14 protein-coding genes are annotated in these 17,739 nt (G+C 38.5%); 2 read left to right on the top strand and 12 right to left on the bottom strand.

From position 1 onward, the window contains the following. Window positions 1–24: 24 nt before the first annotated feature. The 7 genes from pknB to HXT23_RS05925 are packed head-to-tail and all read right to left on the bottom strand — an operon-like array spanning window position 25 to window position 8,966. Window positions 25–2,085 carry a Stk1 family PASTA domain-containing Ser/Thr kinase gene (gene pknB / locus HXT23_RS05955; protein ID WP_016635517.1) on the bottom strand — a complete coding sequence of 687 codons (2,061 nt, stop codon included), beginning with the start codon at window positions 2,083–2,085 and terminating at the stop codon, window positions 25–27. Next, entirely contained in the window at window positions 2,082–3,047 is a 966-nt protein-coding gene (locus HXT23_RS05950; RefSeq protein ID WP_004131203.1) for a serine/threonine-protein kinase, read from the bottom strand. The genes pknB and HXT23_RS05950 overlap by 4 nt, the downstream gene beginning before the upstream one ends. Further along, complete coding sequence (locus tag HXT23_RS05945) at window positions 3,044–4,510, bottom strand: penicillin-binding transpeptidase domain-containing protein (RefSeq protein WP_032815136.1); 1,467 nt, start codon at window positions 4,508–4,510, stop codon at window positions 3,044–3,046. The genes HXT23_RS05950 and HXT23_RS05945 overlap by 4 nt, the downstream gene beginning before the upstream one ends. Further along, window positions 4,503–5,942, bottom strand: coding sequence for an FtsW/RodA/SpoVE family cell cycle protein (locus HXT23_RS05940; RefSeq protein ID WP_050567583.1), 1,440 nt, complete (start codon window positions 5,940–5,942; stop codon window positions 4,503–4,505). The genes HXT23_RS05945 and HXT23_RS05940 overlap by 8 nt, the downstream gene beginning before the upstream one ends. Then, window positions 5,939–7,708 (bottom strand): PP2C family protein-serine/threonine phosphatase, encoded by a 1,770-nt coding sequence (locus HXT23_RS05935; RefSeq protein ID WP_422112838.1) that lies wholly within the window; start codon window positions 7,706–7,708, stop codon window positions 5,939–5,941. Before HXT23_RS05935 ends, HXT23_RS05940 begins: the two co-directional genes overlap by 4 nt. A 4-nt stretch (window positions 7,709–7,712) precedes the next feature. After that, window positions 7,713–8,240, bottom strand: coding sequence for an FHA domain-containing protein FhaB/FipA (locus HXT23_RS05930; protein ID WP_004131195.1), 528 nt, complete (start codon window positions 8,238–8,240; stop codon window positions 7,713–7,715). A 33-nt stretch (window positions 8,241–8,273) separates the two neighbouring features. Continuing rightward, window positions 8,274–8,966, bottom strand: coding sequence for an FhaA domain-containing protein (locus HXT23_RS05925; protein ID WP_004131193.1), 693 nt, complete (start codon window positions 8,964–8,966; stop codon window positions 8,274–8,276). A gap of 210 nt (window positions 8,967–9,176) precedes the next feature. On the opposite strand from HXT23_RS05925, the gene HXT23_RS05920 reads away from it, so the two are divergent. Next, window positions 9,177–9,875, top strand: coding sequence for a phosphatase PAP2 family protein (locus HXT23_RS05920; protein ID WP_016635512.1), 699 nt, complete (start codon window positions 9,177–9,179; stop codon window positions 9,873–9,875). A gap of 49 nt (window positions 9,876–9,924) precedes the next feature. After that, window positions 9,925–10,335 (top strand): large conductance mechanosensitive channel protein MscL, encoded by a 411-nt coding sequence (gene mscL / locus HXT23_RS05915; protein ID WP_016635511.1) that lies wholly within the window; start codon window positions 9,925–9,927, stop codon window positions 10,333–10,335. 116 nt (window positions 10,336–10,451) lie between these two features. Here the strand turns inward: mscL and HXT23_RS05910 are convergent, their stop codons facing one another. From HXT23_RS05910 to recF, 5 genes are all read right to left on the bottom strand, one after another. Beyond that, entirely contained in the window at window positions 10,452–10,943 is a 492-nt protein-coding gene (locus HXT23_RS05910) for a DUF3566 domain-containing protein (protein ID WP_016635510.1), read from the bottom strand. Beyond that, on the bottom strand, window positions 10,936–13,572 hold the full coding sequence (gyrA, locus tag HXT23_RS05905) for a DNA gyrase subunit A (protein ID WP_016801861.1): 2,637 nt from the start codon (window positions 13,570–13,572) through the stop codon (window positions 10,936–10,938). The genes HXT23_RS05910 and gyrA overlap by 8 nt, the downstream gene beginning before the upstream one ends. A gap of 69 nt (window positions 13,573–13,641) precedes the next feature. Continuing rightward, window positions 13,642–15,717: a DNA topoisomerase (ATP-hydrolyzing) subunit B gene (gene gyrB, locus HXT23_RS05900; RefSeq protein ID WP_032812864.1), complete on the bottom strand. Its 2,076-nt coding sequence runs from the start codon at window positions 15,715–15,717 to the stop codon at window positions 13,642–13,644. A gap of 150 nt (window positions 15,718–15,867) precedes the next feature. Continuing rightward, entirely contained in the window at window positions 15,868–16,359 is a 492-nt protein-coding gene (locus HXT23_RS05895) for a DciA family protein (protein WP_004131181.1), read from the bottom strand. After that, the gene (gene recF, locus HXT23_RS05890; protein ID WP_016635507.1) at window positions 16,356–17,726 is read right to left on the bottom strand and encodes a DNA replication/repair protein RecF; all 1,371 of its coding nucleotides are present in this window, start codon (window positions 17,724–17,726) and stop codon (window positions 16,356–16,358) included. Before recF ends, HXT23_RS05895 begins: the two co-directional genes overlap by 4 nt. Between the last annotated feature and the right edge of the window lie 13 nt (window positions 17,727–17,739).

Here is a 17,739-nt window from a genome sequence, read left to right as displayed (position 1 = left end):
AACGGCAAGCTAGGCGGCTTCTTGTTATTTATCACTATCGCTTGTTGTTGTAGAAGATGAGTCAGATGTTGAAGTTCTTCCAGGCTTTGTAGTGGTGTCTACAGAAGGCTGAGGAGTTTTTACAGTAAGCGTTATTGTAGAGCCTTTATCTATCTTAGACCCTTCCTTTTCCGACATACTATCAACAATATCGTCATCTGTAGCGGAGCCATCAGCAACAACCTTAAAGCCCTTTGCTTCTAGTATTTGCTTAGCTTGCTTTAACGTTGATGTTCCAAGAGCAACATGAGGAACTTCTACCTTAGGCTTTCCTTTAGAAACATACACAGTTATAGCGCTATGAGGTTTTACAGCAGCTCCAGAAGACGGATTCATTTTAGTAACCATTCCTTCTGCAACAGTGTCGGATTCTTCTTCTACGGTATTAACAGTAAATCCAAGATTTTGCAATTCTCCAGCAACAATATCTTTGGACTGCCCAACCATTCCATCTGGAACCTTAGTTAAGCCAGAAGAAATGTACAAAGTTACCATTGAACCTTTATCGGCAAACGAATCTGCAACTGGGTCAGTTCTAGTAACGTGATTCTTTTTAACGTCTGTACTATCTTCCACTCTAACGTTAGAAATCTTAAATCCTGCACGCTCAAGAGCTTTTCTAGCCGCTTCTTGCGACTTTCCAGTAACATCTGGAACCTTAGTTGATTGAGGACCAATAGAGAACCAAACGCTAACTCTAGACCCAGACGCAACCTTTTCTCCACCTTTAGGAGATTGCTTGGTAAAAGTACCTTCTGGCTTAGTAGACTTATCGTCTTCCAAAATATCTGGAATAAGACCAAGCGCGCGAAGCTTTTCTTTAGCAGCATCTTGAGTTGTAGTTTCGCTAAATGTTGGAACAACAATATCTCCAGCTAGCTTACTGCGATTTAGCATAAATAGAATTCCGCCAACAACAATCGCGCAAACAATCGCAGACACAACAGAAGCAATAACAATGCGCTTACTTCTTTTTGCCTGATTTGCAGCGCGCTGAGCAGCTCTTGTGTTGTAGCCCGTATTTGGATACGCATCAAACTGGCCTGTAATCGCGCCAAAACTTTGAGTAGAGGCAGTGTCTGCCGCTCCAATAGCTTGAGTTGCAGCATTCTGCTCTGCCTGCTTTCTTGCGCGCATATTAGCTAAATCTGTTAGCGGATTAAATGCTGCTGCAACAGGAACACCGCCGTTCATAAACGCTAATATGTCGTTCTTAAATTCAGCAGCCGTTGCATACCTATTCTGCCTATCTTTTGCCATTGCTTTTGCGCAAATCTTATCCCACATTGAAGGAAGACCTGGAACAAGCGTACTTAGAGGAGTTGCAACTTCTGAAACATGCTGATATGCGATTGCAACTGCAGAATCGCCAGTAAAAGGCGGCCTTCCAGTTAGCATCTCGTATAAGACACATCCTGCAGAATACAAGTCGGATCTCATATCCACCTGTTCTCCACGAGCCTGCTCTGGAGACAAATATTGCGCAGTTCCAACAACACCTTGCGATTGTGTCATTGTTGTTGCAGAATCGTCTAGCGCTCTTGCGATTCCAAAATCCATAACCTTAACAATGCCCTGCTCGGAAATCATAATATTTCCAGGCTTAATATCTCGGTGAATAACGCCCATTCTATGCGAATACTCCAGGGCGTTCAAAACTCCAAGCATAACCTGCTCAGAATCACGCTGGCTTAAAGCGCCATTCATCTTAAGAATATCGCGAAGCGTTTTTCCTTTAACATATTCCATAACAAGATACGGCAAATGCTCTTCTACGCCATTGTCGTCTACAACAGACTCTTCTCCAGAATCATAGATATTCACTATGTTTGGGTTATTCATTTGCGCAATAGAATGTGCTTCTCGGCGGAAACGAGACAAAAAGATTTCGTCATTTGCCAAATCAGAACGCATGATTTTAACAGCAACGGTACGACCCAAGCGCTTATCTTCTGCGACTCGCACTTCGGCCATTCCACCGCGGCCAATCAATTCACCTAATTGGTACCGTCCATTCGCTAATGAGGTAGGCATTGTGTTACTCATTGCTGCTCCTTGCGGTCGTTATTATTCAAAATGTTAATAATATTAACTTGTGTTTTTGGAACACTTCTAACGCTGCGTTTAATGCGCTGAGCATTGGAAGAATCTATTGTGTTTTTATTGTTAAACGCTGTTTGCTGATCCAAAAGTCTTCGTTCAATTTTTGCAAGCACTTTTGAAACAACAAGAGCGTCTTTAGGTCTATCTTTTGGATTCTTAGAAAGCATTGACATTACAAACTGTCTTAATTGAAGGTCAACACTATCTGGAAGAGGTGGAACAGGGTCATTAACGTGTGCGGCTGCAATATCTACAGGCGTAGTTCCAGTAAATGGCCTATGCCCACAAAGTCCTTCGTATGCAACAACTCCAAGAGAATAAATATCGGACTGGGCAGTTGCTTGCTCTCCTTGAGCTTGCTCTGGGGAAATATATTGAGCTGTTCCAACAACCATTCCATCTTGAGTAATCTGTTCTTGGTCGCTAGAGTACGAAACGCCAAAATCTGTTATCTTTACGCTTCCCGTTTCGGAAACCATAATATTTGCTGGCTTAACATCTCTATGAATAACGCCGTGGGAATGTGCAACAAAGAGACCTCTTGCAGTTTGAATAAGTATAGGCAGCAATCGCGTTGGCTCAACAGTTTTTTCTTTATGATATAAGTCTGCTAAAGACTTGCTGGGAACATATTCCATAATTAAAAAGCCAATGCCATCATGCTCGTAGTAGTCAAACAACGCTGCAATGTTTGGGTGAGCAAGATTGGCTGAATTATGTGCTTCTGCTCTAAGTCTGCGTAATTTAGCTTCAACATTGCTTGTATCGGTTCTAAGCGCTTTAACGGCAACAATCCTGCCGAGCTGTATATCAAAGCCCTTCCAGACTTCTCCCATGCCTCCTTGTGCAAGTCTTCTATCTAGTCTGTATCGATGATGAACTAACTGTCCTTCAACAAGTTTCATTGCTTAAGCGCCTCCTTCATCACCTGTCTCATAATTGGCCCTGCTGTAAGCGTTCCATACGTACTAGCGTTGTGAATAACAACTGCTACAGCTATTTTAGGATCTTGTGCAGGAGCAAATCCAATAACCCATCCATTAATAGCTTGATTTCTAAACCCAATTTGTGCTGTTCCCGATTTTGCTGCAACAGCAACATTTGGCAAAGAAAGATTTTGATTACTTTTTACAACTACACTTTGCATCATAGCATTGAGTTTTGCAGCACTTTGCGCGCTTAAAGCCTGACTCATAACAGTAGGCGTTGTTTGAGAAATAACAGACAAGTCACTAGACCTTACACAATCAACAAGCGTTGGCTTCATAAGTGTTCCATTATTTGCAATAGCAGCTGCAATCATAGCGTTTTGAAGAGGAGTAACCCTAGCGTCTCCCTGACCAATCGACTGAAGAGCAAGCTTATCTTGCGTTGGCTTTTGATTAAGCAAAGACGCAACAACTCTCATTGGGAATCCTGTTGAATCAGATCCGTCTAAAGTAAATGAGCTAAATAATCCAAACTTTTTAGCCTGCTTAACAATCGCATCTGCTCCTAAAGAAACTCCTAGTTGTGCAAATGCAGTATTTGAAGAATAAGCTAAAGCATCTTCAAAAGATATTTGACCATTCGATCCGCTAGCGCTTGGAACAACATTTGTAAGATGAGTTTGCGTTCCTGGAAGAGTGTACGAAGATCCAGCTGGAATCGAAGTATTTAAATCATATTTTCCAGTTTCTAGCGCTGTTGCAGCAACAACAGTTTTGAAAGTAGAACCAGGAGCATAAAGTTCAGATATTGAATGATTTAGCATTGGATTATATATGTTAGATATAAGATCCTTATATGCTCTGTTTGCTGAAGCAACATTGTGAGATGCAAGAGAAGAAGGATCGTAGCTAGGCGTACTAACCATTGCTAGTATTCTTCCAGTTTTTGGCTCTATTGCAACTAAAGCGCCATTCTTGTCTTTTAACAAATTGTATGCAAGAGTTTGAAGCTTAGTGTTAATAGATGTTTCTATAGAAGCACCTCTGTTTTCCGCTCCTGTAAATAGAGACTTAAACTTTTGAAGGAATAGCGCGTCGGATTCTCCACTTAAAAGCTGATTTCTAGAAGCCTCTATTCCTCTATCTGCTCTTTGACTTATTGAATAATAACCCGTTATTGGAGCATAAGCAGGGCCGTTAAAATATGACCTTTGATACACGAATGCATCTTTAGATGGATCTGATTTCGCTAAAACAGTTCCATCGGATGCAAGAATTGCCCCTCTTGGAGCGCCAAATTCGTGATATAGCGCGCGCCTATTTCTAGGATCAGAATTTAATTCGTTTGCTTTTATAGATGTTATATACGTGCTAGAAATACATAAAACAACAAACAACACAATTACTGCACTAAAAAGCTGCTTCAAACATTTATTCATAAGATTCACCCCCATCTTCTTTAAGATTAGAGGAGTTAAGATTAGAGGACTTATTTTCTCTTTGCTTAAGCTCTCTTTCCCTAAGAGCAGCTAAAGCTTCGTATTGGAAAGTATCAGACGATATAGCAGCCTCTGGCTTATTAGCAGCATTAGATATAACAATCAAAATAGATGCAAGCAAATAGTTAGCAACTAGAGAAGAACCACCAGCTGCCATATAAGGCATTGTTAAGCCAGTAAGTGGAATAACAAGCGTGATTCCGCCAACAACAGTAAATACTTGGAACGCCATTGTAAAAACAAGACCAGATGCAAGAAGCTTTCCAAAACCGTCTTTAATCTTCATAGCAGTAATCATGCCCGACGCAATAATAATCATGTAAAGAATTAAGACTATAAACAAACCAGTTAATCCTAATTCTTCCCCAACCGAAGCGTAAATAAAATCGGAATTAGCAAGTGGAGTTAAAGAAGGATGACCTTGGCCTAATCCTGTTCCAGTTATGCCTCCTGCAGCAAGGCCAAATAATCCAGTAACAATTTGAGCAGACCCACCTGGGAATCTGTTGTAAATAACGGGGTCGTATGGATTAAGCCAAGCGTCAACTCTGTATTGAACGTGTGCAAAAAGCTTAACAGCAACTAAACATCCAATTATAAATGCTATAAAGCCTATTGCAAGCCAGCCTTTTCTTCCAGTTGCAACGTAAAGCATAGAAACAAACATTGCAAAGAACATTAATGATGTTCCTAAATCGTGTTGCACAACAAGCACACACATTGAAGCAGCCCAAACAAGCGCTATAGGACCCATATCTTTGAATCGTGGAAGATGAATTCCAAAAATCTTTGTTCCACCAACTGCAAGTCTGTCTCTATGATCAAACAAGTATGCTGCAAAGAAGAAAGCTAAGAATAGTTTTGCAAATTCTCCTGGCTGAATAGTGTGGTTTCCAAAGCCAATCCAAATTCTCGCTCCGCCAATTTCCTTACCGATTATTGGAAGCATTGGAGATAAAAGGAGAACAAGACCAATCACCATGCTAACGTACGAGAATCTTCTAAGAATCCTATAATCTTCTAGAACCATCACAAAAATTATGGATAATACAAGAGCAACACAAACCCAAATAAGCTGTTTCATAGCAACATTAGTGTTGTGCTGTTTATCTATTCTTGCAATCATAACAGTTCCAATAGCTGTAAGAAGAAGAATACAAGGGAGTATTACCTGACTAGAATAAGGCTTTTTTACAATCAAAACGCCCCACAAAACAAGGTATAACGCCGTTGTTAGAACAAGCATACCAACATAGTTTGCTGGAACGAATCCATCAATCCTTAGAAACATTTGTAAAAATGCTACTGAAGATATAATTACAGAAAACAGAAGCAAAGATATTTGCTTAATGCGCATACTAAACATGTTCACGAGGTTTTACCTCCTGAATCATTGCTTGAATCTACAACTCCACTATTATTTCCGTCTTTATTATCTGAATTAGAAATAATACTTTTTGGCTTATTACCACGCTTCTCGCTTTCTCGAGCGCGCATTTCTCTTCCAATTAGCCTTGCATGACCTCTTGCTTCTTTAAGACTGCTAAAGCTAATACCTTCATCAAGCTGATCTTGCCAAGACTTATCCAGATTCTTGACTTTAATATTTGTTTCTTCAATCTGGTGTGAAAGCTCTAATCCAAATATGTTAGTAGGAACACCTTGGTAAATAACTACTTTGCCGTTTCCCTTGCCAATGTAGTACTGCTTTTGAGTCCAAGAATAAACAAGATAAGCTCCACAAGCAACAATCGCACACACAACAAGCGTTGCAAAAGCAACACCTATTCTCATCCATCTTCTTCTAATTCTATTTGCTTTGTGTGCTTCTGCTTGTTCTCTCTTTACAGCACGCTGAACATCTGGATCCCTAGGATCTGTTGATATTCTACCGTTCTTCTTTTTTACAATAGGAATCTCGTTTGTGTCTGTAGACCTTAACTCCTCTTCGTTTCTTAAATGCGAAGGCTGCACAAGACGAGTGGTTTCTGCAATTTTCTCATCTTTTTCTTCCGATTTTGAATCTGTTTGTATAAGAGCAGCAGCTCTTTGAGCAGGAGAATCCTTACCTTCACGCAATGGTGGCGTAGAAGAAACAGCCTTATTAACAATATCTGCTATAGACTCTAAATCTTTGCTTGCAGCACCGCCAATTAATGGCGTTTGATGAGGCAAATCAAAAGCATCTGCGTCTAGTGCCAAAGTTGCATCTGCTATAACAGCAGTCGCATTATCTGTGCTTCCAGCTTTAAGCGCCATAGAAACAAGTTTTTGAGCACACTCTTCTTGATTAGATACAGTGCTCATAACTTCTTGAATTGTGGAATCTTCTAACACTCCACACACACCATCCGAGCACAAAAGCCAACGATCAGAAGGGTGTGCCTGTCTAATAGCAACGTCTGGCCTTGGGTCAATGTCAAAATCACCTAAAACGCGCATAACAACATTTCGCTGCGGATGATTTCTTGCCTCTTCTGGCGTAATGTGACCCGTATCTATTAAATGTTGAACGTAACTATGGTCGCAAGTCATTCTTATAAGATGATTATCTCGCAACAAGTACGCTCTAGAATCACCCAAATGCGCAAGAACCCAATATCCGTTTACTAAAGAAACAGCTGTTACTGTTGTTCCCATGCCAGCAAGTCTGCGTTCTCTTTTGGCTTTACCAACAATTGCGTCGTGTGCTGCCATAATCGAGGTTTCCATCATTGAAGAAACAGCTTTTACATCGTTTGGTCTTGAATCTTGTTCAATGTGTGTTAAAGATCTAATTGCGATTGTAGAAGCAGTATCTCCTCCAGCATGCCCGCCCATACCATCGCAAATAGCAGCCAATCTTTCTCCAGCAAACGCAGAATCTTGATTATTGCTTCTAACAGTACCAACGTCGCTAACAGCTGTTGAATACATAAACAACGCTTTGTCTATAAAATAGGCCTTATTTAAGCTGCTTTTTTCACTTTTTACAGCATTATTTACTGGATTATTATTTGCATCGCTGCTATTTGCGGCCTCACTACTTACAACATTTGCAACGTCACTACTTGAAACGTTATTACTTGCAGAATCAACTTGATCTTGCTGTTTTTGACTACTTGTTTTATCTTCAATGTTTGAATCGAATTGCGCCATTTACTCACCTCAATTCAAACATTGTTGCTCCGATTCGCACAGACTTGCGCGGAGGCAAAACAACAGGTTCATTAACTCTACTATGACCTATCATAGTTCCGTTAGTACTACCTAAATCTTCAAGAACCCAAGAATTTACAGATTGATTAAAATACACGCGCGCGTGATGAGAAGAAACAAACTCGTCATTTAGAACAACCGTATTGTTTGCAGATCTTCCAAGAGTTACGCCAGAAGGCTCCAACGGGAACGATGAACCAGCTAAAGGACCATCAATAATAACAAGCAAAGTTGGCATTTCAGCTTGATTATTCTTCTCTAAATTAGCAGAAGCAATATTGTTATTTCTTAAAGATTCATCATTAGAAGGATTTGGTCTGCGATGAGACTTATTCTTCCAAGCTTTAGACTTTTTAGGACTAAAAATTTCAATATCTTTTCGTAAAGATCGAACAGCAAACCATACGAATACCCACAAAAGTACTAAAAAACTGTACTTAAGTATAGCAAAAGTCAACTCGGTTAATATCATGCGTGTACTCGTATCTCTTTACGTATTCGTCTACTACTCCTGATCTTGATCCGAAGCCCAATAAAGAATACGGGTGCGCCCAATAGTAATAGTGTTTCCATCTAACAGCGTTGCTGCTGGAGTTTGATGACCTTCAACATAAGTACCATTAGTGGATCCAAGATCCCTAGCAATAACACCATCTGGTGTAACGTCTATTCCAAGATGTCTACGCGAAATTCCAGGATCATCAATAACAATATCGCAACCAGAACCTCTGCCTAATATTGTGCGATCTTTTGTTAGCAAATACCTATTTCCATTAATCTCCAGCATTGGATGATTTTCTGACTGCTCTTGAGTTGTTACAGGAACAGCGTTTCCTGGAACAGAATCAGAAGTCAAATTGAAATTACCTTTTGTAAGATCAGTATCTTCTTCAAAAATAACTGCAACTGGGCCAACAAAAGCATAATGCTGACTTTTTGCATATTGTGTAAGATTATCCGCAAGCTCATTTGCTAAAGCTTCACTACCAAGCTGATCAAAGTCTGGAGTACTAAGCTTAAAGTGATACTCATTTGGCGCAACCGTACGATCGCGATCAATTGGCATAGACTGGTTATCAATTTCTCGCTCTAATGCACTAGAAAGATCAACAGGTTGCAAGTCTTTAGACCCGAATTTTGCGAAGACTCCATTCATTGCACCTTCAACGCTCTTCTCAAGTCTGTCAAGCACGCTCATTGTAAACCCTTTCTACCTTTCCTCATACTACTCGTCACCTCGTACGGTGTACAAATCACATCTAAATACCAAACATGCGTTTGCTAAATTTATTTACATACTTGTTTATATACTACATTTTTACAAAATTATGCAAAATAAACAAATAAAACTTATAAACCAATTTAATATTACAAGTTTATTATATATTTCTAAGTGTAATCTTTAATTATGAATCAAAAAAATAAGCTTTACGAATTTTTAGAAAAAATAAAGTTCTATATAACTAATAATAAGAAGTGTTCTACTGTTATACTTCTTGCGATTTTAGTGCCGTTAATTGGAAAACTTTTGCTTGTTAATAGTGCAGAAAGATCTTTTGAAGCAGGAATCGTAGCATTTTTCCACAACTATTCTCCGTCTTTTATAATGGCTCTTTCTAAATTGCTTGCAATAGTTTTTTCCACAAAATCATGCATTGTTATACTTTTTATTTTGGCTGTTGTTTCTTATTTTATAAAACGAGATTGGCGCATAACTCTAATACAGCTTGCGACTTGCCTTTTGCCAATGATTTATATCTTTGCTGTTAAATTCATAGTTCATAGGCCTAGGCCATTTATTGGTGTAAAAATTAAAGTTCCACCAGATCCAAGTTTTCCAAGCGGTCACACTGCAGCAGCAGTAGCTATTTGTTCAATGGCTCTTATGATTATTTATATTGCAAATAAGTCTTTCTTAAGGCTTGGATTAATCGTTAGCATTATTATTGTTGCTATTGTTGCAATTTCTAGACTTGTTGTTGCAGCGCACTTCCCTAGTGATGTTTTAACTTCTGCAATAATGTACCCAATACTTGTTTTGTCTATTCTTAATCTATCTAAAAGTAATAGTTTTATCTACAACAAAATATTAAGAAAATTAAAATAATATAGATATCAAATAGACATCAAATATCAAATAGCAGAAGGGATTTTCTATGCTTAATGGTTTCAAAAAATTCATTGCACGAGGTAGTGTAATCGACATGGCGGTTGGTGTTGTTATGGGCAGCGCCGTAACTTCCGTTGTTACTTCGATTGTTAAAAACATTATTAATCCACTTATAGCAATAATTTGTGGAAAGCCAGATCTTGATGGTGTTTTAACAATAACAATAAACGGTGCAACAATCTCTTTTGGTGCAGTTATTGGATCAATCTTAAACTTCCTTATTGTTGCTGCAGCTGTTTATTTTTGCATTGTTCTTCCTATTAACAAGTTAAGGGAGATTGGTCTTCCTTTCTTGCAATTTGAAAAAGAAAAGAGTGATGAAGAAAAACGCAAAGATCGCGAAGAAAAAATGATTAAAATTTTGGAAGATATTCGAGATCTATCTTATAAAAAATAGTTTGTTTAATAATTTTTATAAATAATTTTTATAAAAATAATCCCCACTAATCTACTTAAAGTTTAGTGGGGATTAATTTTATGAGATTAAATCATTAATTATACGTGCTTTTTGCTTTAGTCATCACCAAGAGTTAAGTGAATTCCACCAACTAATGATCCAACAACGTTATAAAGCAAAGATCCAATTGCAGATAATAATGTTGCAATAACTATTTCTACAACAGAAAAAATTATTACAGCACTTAAAACAGTTGGCAAAGAAAACACGTCTGCAAGGTTAAAACCGTTGCTATCTAAGCCTGTTGATGAAACGATCTGTGTTACTTGATCAAAAACACCAATCATGTTTAGAAATAGCCAAACTAATCCCGCTGCAATAACTTGTATTATTCCGCCAGCAACACTTAGCAAAAATGTTACTTTTGCAACACTCCAAGCATCTACTCTAACTAGGGAAAGACTCATCCTTCTAGCTCTTGGTTGAGTAGATTTTCTAACGCTATATGCATTAGAAGAAGACGTAGCTGTTGCACCTACTGTTCTTGGAGAACTAGTATTAGATTCTCCACTAACTTTGCTATTGGATACTTCAAAATCTTCACTCATCTAAGTTCCTTCCAATAGTTTTTTCTGATGATTCTTCATTTTGAGTTTCATCATCATCTCTTTCCTCGTTTCGAGCAATAGAGATGATTTCATCACCCTTATCTGGCTTTGCTAAAGTCACGCCTTGAGTGGTTCTACCTGTGCGCTTAACTTCGTTAACGTCGGAACGAATCACTTTACCAGACTTCATAATTGCCATTACTTGATCTGTTTCTTCAACAATCAAAGCACCAACCAAAGAACCGCGGCCTTCTGTAAGCTGTACCGCTTTAACACCGTAGCCGTTTCTTCCTTGCAAACGATACTCTTCAATAGCTGTACGCTTAGCAAATCCTTCGTTTGTAACAACAAGAAGATCTTTGCTTGTATCTACCGACACAACATCCATATCCAGCAGTTCGTCGCCTTCTCTAAATCTCATGCCTTGAACGCCTGCAGTTTGACGGCCCATTGGTCGAAGTTGCTCATCATCTGCTCTAAACTTAAGGCTCATACCAAGTTTAGAAACAAGAATAATGTCGTCTTCTGGGTTGCACAAAGCTGCACCAATCAGCTCGTCTGTTGGCTCCCCAGTTTCTTCGTTTGCCATTAGTCGAACAGCAATCAAGCCACCTTGTCGTGGAGAATCATATTCTTGCAAAGCAGTTTTCTTAACTTTTCCAGAACGAGTTGCCAATACCAAATACTTTGCTACATCATAATTTTGAATTGACAATACCGCTTGAATTGTTTCTCCAGGAGTAAATTGAAGAAGATTTGCAACATGCTGACCTTTAGAATCTCTTGATCCTTCTGGAAGCTCATATGCTTTAATGCGGTAAACGCGTCCGCGATTAGTGAAGAACAAAAGCCAATTGTGAGTAGATGTTAAGAAGAAGTGATCTACAACATCATCTTCACGAAGCTTTGCTCCCTTAATACCCTTACCTCCGCGGTGCTGAGCGCGATACTCATCTGCTTTTGTGCGCTTAATATAGCCTGCGCGAGTAACTGTTACAACAACGTTTTCTTCGGCAATAAGATCTTCAACGTTCATTTCTCCCGAGAATGGAAGAATCTTAGTTCTGCGCTCATCTCCATATTTTGCTACGATTTCGTCAAGCTCATCGCCAACAATCTTACGCTGACGTTCTGGGCTTGCAAGAATATCGTTGTAATCTTCAATCTTGCGCATTAATTCTTCATGCTCGTCGAGAATCTTTTGACGTTCCAAAGCTGCAAGTCTACGAAGTTGCATTGCAAGAATAGCATCTGCTTGAACTTCATCAACGTCAAGCAAATTCATCAAACCAGTGCGAGCTGTTTCAACATCTTTAGAAGATCTAATTAATGCAACAACTTCGTCAATCATATCCAAAGCTTTCAAATAGCCTTGCAAAATATGATCTCGCTCTTCGGCCTCTCGCTTTAAGTAGCGTGTACGCCTATCAATAACTTCAAGCTGATGACTTACCCAATGACGAATAAACGCGTCTAAACTCAAAGTGCGAGGAACACCATCAACAAGCGCAAGCATATTAGCGCCGAAAGTTTGTTGCAATTGCGAATGCTTATACAAGTTGTTCAAAACAACTTTTGGAACAGCATCTCGCTTAAGAACAAGAACCAAACGCTGACCAGTACGGCCAGACGTTTCATCGCGCATATCTGCAATGCCTTGAATCTTTCCATCTCTCACAGCTTCCCTAATAGAGGCAGCTAAACGATCAGGATTAACTTGGTATGGAAGCTCAGTAACAACCAAGCACATACGACCCTTAATTTCCTCTGTATTAACAACAGCGCGCATTGTAATTAAGCCGCGACCCGTACGGTACGCTTGCTCAATTCCCTTATGACCTAAGATTGTTGCTCCAGTAGGAAAATCAGGACCTTTAATTCGCTGAATTAAAGCTTCTAGAAGTTCGGAATTACTGGCATCTGGGTGATCTAAAGCCCAATGTACGCCATCGGCAACCTCGCGCATATTGTGAGGTGGAATATTAGTTGCCATACCAACAGCAATACCTGCAGAACCATTAACTAAAAGATTTGGGAAACGAGATGGTAAAACTGTTGGCTCTTGAGTTTTACCATCGTAGTTTGGCAAGAAATCAACAGTATCTTTGTCAATATCTCGAACCATTTCCATAGCAAGAGGCGCCATGCGGCATTCCGTATAACGCATTGCTGCTGCAGGATCATCACCTGGAGAACCAAAGTTTCCTTGGCCATCAACAAGCATGTATCGCATTGACCAAGATTGAGCCATACGAACCAAAGTGTCGTAAATAGCAGAATCACCATGAGGGTGGTACTTACCCATAACATCGCCAACAACACGAGAGCACTTGTTGTACCCTCGATCTGGCCTATATCCGCCATCATACATAGCGTAAATAACGCGACGATGCACTGGTTTTAAGCCATCTCGAACATCTGGCAAAGCTCGCTCAACAATAACAGAAAGCGCATAAGCAAGGTAGGATTCGCGCATCTCTTGTTGCAAATCCATGTGCTTTACGCGAGCACCTTTCATTAAGCCATAATCAGTACTATCTGCTTCTTGCGGGCTTTGTGGTTCCATTGAACCATCAGGCAACTGATTTGGCTCTTCGCTATTATTAGCGGCATTTATTTCGTCTACCACTGTAATTCCTTTTTATTTAGCTTTAAGTTTATTTGCTTTAAATGCTTTTATTGACAATTTTTTGACTTTTTAAGCGTCAATAAATCTTGCATCGTGAGCATTACGTTGAATAAATAGCCTACGAGGTTCCACTTCGTCTCCCATAAGCATTGAGAAAGTTTCATCAGCTCGAGCAGCATCTTCAATATGAATTTGCTTTAGGATTCTGTGCTCAGGGTCCATTGTTGTTTCCCACAATTCCTGATAGCTCATCTCACCCAAACCCTTGTATCGCTGAATGCCTTCGCCTTTAGGAAGTTGTCTGCCTGCAGCTTTACCTTCTGCAAGAACTCTGTCTCGTTCTGCATCCGTATAAACAAAATCATGCGCACCCTTGCTCCACTTCAAACGATAAAGCGGAGGCATTGCAACGTAAACGTAGCCTGCTGTAATCATTGGACGCATATAACGGAAGAACAGTGTTAAATTCAATGTTGCAATATGAGCACCATCAACATCAGCATCAGCCATAATAATGACTTTGTGATATCTAACTTTGCTTAAGTCGAAGTCTTCACCATAACCGCCACCAACAGCAGTAATTAATGATTCAATAGTTTCCGACTTCATCATTCTGTCGATTGATGCGCGCTCAGTATTCAAAATCTTACCGCGCAATGGCAAAATTGCTTGAGTAATAGGGTCTCGTCCTTGAATTGCGGAGCCACCTGCGGAATCACCCTCCACTATAAACAGCTCGCATTCTTCTGGATTATTAGACTGGCAATCCTTCAATTTATCTGGCATTCCAGCAGTTTCAAAAATCGACTTTCTACGCGTATTTTCGCGAGCTTTCTTAGCTGCAAGACGCGCACGCGATGCTTCAATTGCTTTTTGAATAATGTTCTTTGCTTCACTTGGATGAGCGTCGAACCAATCTCCAAGCTTTTCGGTCATAACTCGCTGAACAAAAGTCTTAGCTTCGGAATTACCAAGCTTTGTTTTAGTCTGACCTTCAAACTGTGGAGTTGTAAGCTTTACGGAAACAACTGCTGTTAAGCCTTCTCGAACATCGTCTCCAGAAAGATTAGTATCTTTTTCTTTTAATATGTTCTTTTCTCGAGCATAACGATTTACTAATGTAGTAAGCGCAGCACGGAATCCTTCTTCGTGAGTTCCACCTTCTGTAGTAGAAATCGTGTTTGCAAAAGTATGCACCGCTTCCGAATATGCAACAGTCCATTGCATAGCGATTTCTGCAGAAATACCAATCTCAAGATCTTCTGCCTCAAAATCAATAACATCTGGCTCTACAGGAACAGCTTTACGCGATTTAACCAAGTAGTCAACATAATCTTTAATTCCATGATCATACTTGTAGCTAACGCTTTGATGCTTTTCTTCGCTAATTGATTCATTTTCTCCAGTGACTTCGTCCCCTGCTTCATCTGGTTTACGCAAATCAGTTAGAGAAATCTTCAATCCCTTGTTAAGAAAAGCCATTTGCTGGAATCTAGATCGCAAAGTTTCAAAATCATATGTAGTTGTTTCAAAAATTGCGCCATCTGGCCAGAACGTTACAGAAGTTCCCGTAGATTCACCATCTTCCATTGGCTGACCTTTTTTAAGAGGAGCAGTTGGATGCTGATCTACATACGTTTGAGTCCAATGGAATCCTTGACGACGAACTTCAATTTCTACACGCGTAGAAAGAGCATTAACAACAGATATACCAACGCCGTGCAAGCCGCCAGAAACAGCGTATCCGCCGCCGCCAAACTTTCCGCCAGCGTGAAGCTTAGTCATAACTGTTTCAACACCAGAAACACCTTCGCCTGGCACTTCGTCAACTGGAATACCACGCCCATCGTCCACAACTTTTATTGCATTGTCTGGCAAAATTGTCACTTCAATGTGAGAAGCATAACCAGCCAAAGCTTCATCAACCGAATTATCTACAATCTCGTATACAAGATGATGCAATCCTCTAGGACCAGTTGAACCAATATACATACCTGGCCTAATTCGAACTGCTTCCAATCCTTCTAGAACTCGAAGATCACTAGCATCATAATGTTCAGGAGAAAGTGAATCATCTAGCTGAGCATCATCTAGTTTATGTTCTTCAACAGAATTTTCCATTGAATTATCTTCAGTGTTTAACACTTTAGATCCCTTCCCGTATTACCTCATGCCAAGAGGCATTTACGAGGTCGATACACGCTAGAAAGCACAAAAAAGGGTCTTCTAGCGATTTAACTATATTACATAACATTCTACACATGCATAATGACCGCTCTTTATTAAGAGCCATTATTAGTGATTCTTAATATTAAACCTACTGTTTATTGATTTTTTGCCTGTTTTTTGCAAAGATGGGCCAACTATTTTGACTTCTTTAATATTAATATTCTTAGAATATTCAAATATTTTTTTCTCAAGCATAGGCTTGCAATAGCTAAGTTGTGTATACCAAACATTTGATTTTGTTCTAACAATTAAAACGCCATCTTTTATTTTGTCTATATAACAATTCAATGATGCGCTTTTTCCAACTATTTTCCACCAATCTTCGCGCATTTTTGCTATAGAAAGTTGCTCATTCCAATTGTTTTGATTAGCAAAATTTGCAAGTAAAGAATAAAGATTTTGTGGATCTCTACCAGGTTTTCCAAAACTTTCTAAAGCTTTATAAGCATTCTGCTCGTTAACTACCTTTTTTATTGCTTTCTTTTTAATAGGCGTAAAAATTAGTTCTGGAAGCTTTCTTGTATCTAATTTTAGTATTTTATTTACGGGAATTTTCATCTAATATCCCCTAAGTCAGTAGATTTATTTTGATTATTTTCAATATAATCAACACTATTTTTACGACTATTAACAATATTTTCCAATAAAATTTTATGACTAATATCAATATTGTTTTCTAAAGATTTAGAGTCATCTTCATTTTGATTTTTTGCTATTTTAGAAACATCAATAATCGAGTTTTCCAACACACTTTTATCTTTTGGTATATCACTTAAAGACGCAACAGTAATAAAAACTTGATCTTGATTTTTTGCAAATTCTAAAATTTGTTTTCTTCTAGACTCGTCTAGTTGTGCAAAAACATCATCTAAAATAACAATAGGTTTTTTTCCATTCTTTTTTTCTAATGACTTAAATAAAGCCATTTTTAGCGCTAATGCAAGAGTCCAGGATTCACCGTTTGAAGCAAATTCTTTTGCATTATAATCATTAAGAAATATAGTAAAATCGTCTCGATGAGGCCCTATTAGATTGTATCCTCTTGCAACTTCTCCATTATAAATTCTTTGAAAATGCTCACTAATCGCAAGTTTAATAGAATTATCATTACTTTCTTCAAAATCGTCTTCAAAATCGTCTTCAAAATTATTTTCGCTAAAATCAATCTCACTAAAAGAAGGATTATATTCGATTGAAGCAAAATTAGATGAGTTAGAAAGATGCTTAACAATATTTGAAAAAACATTATTAAGTAACTCTATTATTTGTTTGCGTAATTTTGTAAGAATTATTCCAGCTTCAATAAATTTAGCAGTCCATACTTCTAAATCAGAAACCGTATTGTAATTATTCATTGAATTTGGTGAATAATTATTAGATAAACTTTTTAATAGTGCAGAACGCTGCTTTGCAATATGATTATATTCTTGCAAAATAGGCAAATAGTTTGGTATTAATAATGCTCCAGCTTGATCAATGAATGTTCTTCTAACAGTAGGATCTGAAACAATCAAATTTTGGTCTCTTGGAGTAAAAGAAACACAAGGAACTAAGCCAACTATATCTTTCATATATAGAGATTTTTTACCATTAATCCTTGCTCTATTAGCACCCTTTAGATTAATGCTTAGCTCAAATGTTGTTTCGTTTAAATCATTTGAACTATCTAAAGTATTGCTATTAAAAGTATTGTTAAAATCCTTAACATTTGCACGTATTGTAGCGCAATTATGATTTATCTCTATTAATGGCATTAAAGAAGATACTCTATGACTTGTTCCCGTTGAAATAACTTCTAACGATTCAACAATATTAGTTTTACCTAAACCGTTTGAACCTAATAGAATATTAATTTTTGGGGAAAAGTCGAGTACACAATTGCTCCACGAACGAAAATGATCTAATGCAAGCTTTGAAACATACATTTATTTAACTACA

It is taken from the genome of Gardnerella sp. DNF00257 (genome assembly GCF_049262745.1).
GTDB classification, from domain to species: domain Bacteria; phylum Actinomycetota; class Actinomycetes; order Actinomycetales; family Bifidobacteriaceae; genus Bifidobacterium; species Bifidobacterium piotii.
The sequence above is the reverse complement of the archived record's forward strand: the minus strand, read 5'-3'. Positions and strand labels throughout refer to the sequence as shown.

Bases quoted from the DNA above. Each gene is read 5' to 3' on its own strand.
- HXT23_RS05935 (WP_422112838.1), bottom strand. From the start codon at position 7,708: ATGGCGCAATTCGATTCAAACATTGAAGATAAAACAAGTAGTCAAAAA.
- HXT23_RS05930 (WP_004131195.1), bottom strand. From the start codon at position 8,240: ATGATATTAACCGAGTTGACTTTTGCTATACTTAAGTACAGTTTTTTA.
- pknB (WP_016635517.1), bottom strand. From the start codon at position 2,085: ATGAGTAACACAATGCCTACCTCATTAGCGAATGGACGGTACCAATTA.
- mscL (WP_016635511.1), top strand. From the start codon at position 9,925: ATGCTTAATGGTTTCAAAAAATTCATTGCACGAGGTAGTGTAATCGAC.
- HXT23_RS05895 (WP_004131181.1), bottom strand. From the start codon at position 16,359: ATGAAAATTCCCGTAAATAAAATACTAAAATTAGATACAAGAAAGCTT.
- HXT23_RS05945 (WP_032815136.1), bottom strand. From the start codon at position 4,510: ATGAATAAATGTTTGAAGCAGCTTTTTAGTGCAGTAATTGTGTTGTTT.
- HXT23_RS05910 (WP_016635510.1), bottom strand. From the start codon at position 10,943: ATGAGTGAAGATTTTGAAGTATCCAATAGCAAAGTTAGTGGAGAATCT.
- HXT23_RS05925 (WP_004131193.1), bottom strand. From the start codon at position 8,966: ATGAGCGTGCTTGACAGACTTGAGAAGAGCGTTGAAGGTGCAATGAAT.
- recF (WP_016635507.1), bottom strand. From the start codon at position 17,726: ATGTATGTTTCAAAGCTTGCATTAGATCATTTTCGTTCGTGGAGCAAT.
- HXT23_RS05920 (WP_016635512.1), top strand. From the start codon at position 9,177: ATGAATCAAAAAAATAAGCTTTACGAATTTTTAGAAAAAATAAAGTTC.
- HXT23_RS05950 (WP_004131203.1), bottom strand. From the start codon at position 3,047: ATGAAACTTGTTGAAGGACAGTTAGTTCATCATCGATACAGACTAGAT.